Annotated in this window: 2 protein-coding genes; both read right to left on the minus strand. The window is 69.0% G+C overall.

Going from position 1 to position 2,046, the window contains the following annotated elements; translation table 11 throughout:
* The coding region (locus DY926_RS15685; RefSeq protein ID WP_116704213.1) for a hypothetical protein at positions 1-469 on the minus strand (469 nt) is incomplete at its 3' end.
* A gap of 70 nt (positions 470-539) precedes the next feature.
* Positions 540-1,892 carry a DUF4043 domain-containing protein gene (locus DY926_RS15690; RefSeq protein WP_116704214.1) on the minus strand — a complete coding sequence of 451 codons (1,353 nt, stop codon included), beginning with the start codon at positions 1,890-1,892 and terminating at the stop codon, positions 540-542.
* Positions 1,893-2,046 lie beyond the last annotated feature (154 nt).

Here is a 2,046-nt window from a genome sequence, read left to right on the forward strand (position 1 = left end):
GCCCCGGCCCCGGCGGCACGCCCAGGAAGTTGCACAACTGCACCCGCCAGCGCGTGTAGAGCACGAAGCGGTCGGGCACCTCGGTCGGGTTGCGCGTCCATACGGCGGCGCGTTCGGTATCAAGGCTGGCGGTGGCGTTCATGATGGCGGCCTCCAGCATCTGGCACTGCGCGACAAAGGCACGGGCCTGCGCGCATTCCGCCGGTGCAAGGTTGCGCAGCCGCCATTCATTGAACCCGTAAACACGGAAAAACCGCCATGACTGCATGCCGCTATCCGTCCCGCCCATGGCGGGGTAGCCCATGTAGCGCCGCGCCAGCGCCAGTTCCGCATCCACCAGCGGCGTACCGGGCAGCGTGGCGGCGGTGGGAAAGGCGGGCGCAGGCGTGGGCGTGGGCACGGGTGCGGGCGTTGGCGTGGCCGTGGTGTCGGTGGTGGTGTCCGTGGTGGCGGGCACGGTGTCTGTCATGTCTGGCCCCCTGCTGTATCGGTCACGTCAGCCGCCGGTGCGCGCGCTGGCGCACCGGCGGGCACGGGCCTTACGCCCCCGCGCCAAGGCTTTCGATCACCACCCCGCGCTTGAGGTAGCTGTTGGTGGCGGTGGGGATGATGGTGGCGTTGGCCGTAAGGTCGGTGGGCAGCGCAAAGCCGCCAATCCACGACCACGACTGCGCGATGATCTGCGCCAGCCGGTCCAGCGCGGGGCGGGTGATCATGCACACGCCCTCCACATCCGTCAGTTCGCCGCCATCAAGCAGCGGGGCGTAATGCGTGCCGATATTGGCGTAATCCCCCTCCACCAGCGCGCCCTGCCCGCAGATGATGGCGCGGTGGATCGCCCCCGCCCCCAGCGAGGCCTGCTGCGGCGCTTCCGTGGTGGGGATGAAACGCACGCCCAGCAGGTCGAACACCTGCCCCGTCTGGTAGGTGTCGGAGCCGTACTGCCCGCGATAGAGCAGCTTGAAGTCATCATCACGGAACAGGCCCAGAAGCTGCGCATTGTCCAGGTAGCAGTGATAGACGCCGCCCTCGGGCGTGGGCACGTTGTTGTCGCGCAGGGTGGCCAGCGCGCCCAGTATGGACTGGACCGTCAGCATGTCGCCCGCCACCAGTGCCGCCGTGGTGGCGCGGTTGCCCGGGCGCAGCACCAGCGGCGCGGTCGCGGCCATGACCGCGTTGCCCGCCGTGGCGTCTGACACCGGCACATTGCCCGAAAGCCGCAGCGTGCCCGAAACCCCGTCCGGCGCGGTGGAGGTATTGGTGGCGTCCGCATTCGTGCCGACCAGCGTGTACGAACCCGCGCCGATGGTCACCGTCATGCCGTCCGAGGCCCCGACCGCGATCACCTGCCCCGCATCCGACAGGATGTTCTCGAACCCGCGGATGTCATCCACCGCCACCACCGTCCCGGCGGAACCCGCCGTGGTGGTGACGCGCGTATTGCCGCCCAGATAGCCGCCAACCCCGTTCTGCGCCCCGCCAAACAGCGCATTGCGCGCCAGCCGGTCCAGCGTCTGGCGGGCATTGACGCCAAGGCGCGCGGCATTGGCCAGGAACTGGTTGGCAATGCCCACGCCCTCGGTCACCTGGTTGAGGTCCATGGTGTTGCCGTACTGGTTGATGGTGAGGGTGTACTGCTCGACCGACCATTCGGCGGGGGTCATGCCGTTGTCAAAGCTGGTGTTGGCGGTGGGGTTGAGGGGTGTCGTGGCGGGCGGCAGCAGGCCGGCGCGGGTGTCGGTAATGGTCTGGCCGATGCGGGCGGGGAATTCCATCCGGTCGGCAATGGAGCGGAAGCCCAGCCGCGACTGGAGCGCATCCTGGAACGCGCGCGACAGGAACCCCTGCTGGATGACCGGCTGGAGGGCTGCGGGGAAATTGGCGATGGCCATGGGGCTCGGTTTCCTTGCAAGAACGAAAAAAGCCGCCCTGCGGATGCATGGGCGGCGGGTCGCGGCCATGGCGCGTGCGCCATGTGGGGCCGGGTGGGTGGTCAGGGGCGACACGGCGCGGGGCGCGCGGGTGCCGGTTTTACGTACCCCTTGC

This window comes from Komagataeibacter melaceti (genome assembly GCF_003403295.1).
Taxonomy (GTDB): domain Bacteria; phylum Pseudomonadota; class Alphaproteobacteria; order Acetobacterales; family Acetobacteraceae; genus Komagataeibacter; species Komagataeibacter melaceti.

Excerpts from the sequence above, each read along its gene's own strand:
- DY926_RS15690 (WP_116704214.1), bottom strand. The coding sequence starts at position 1,892 with ATGGCCATCGCCAATTTCCCCGCAGCCCTCCAGCCGGTCATCCAGCAG.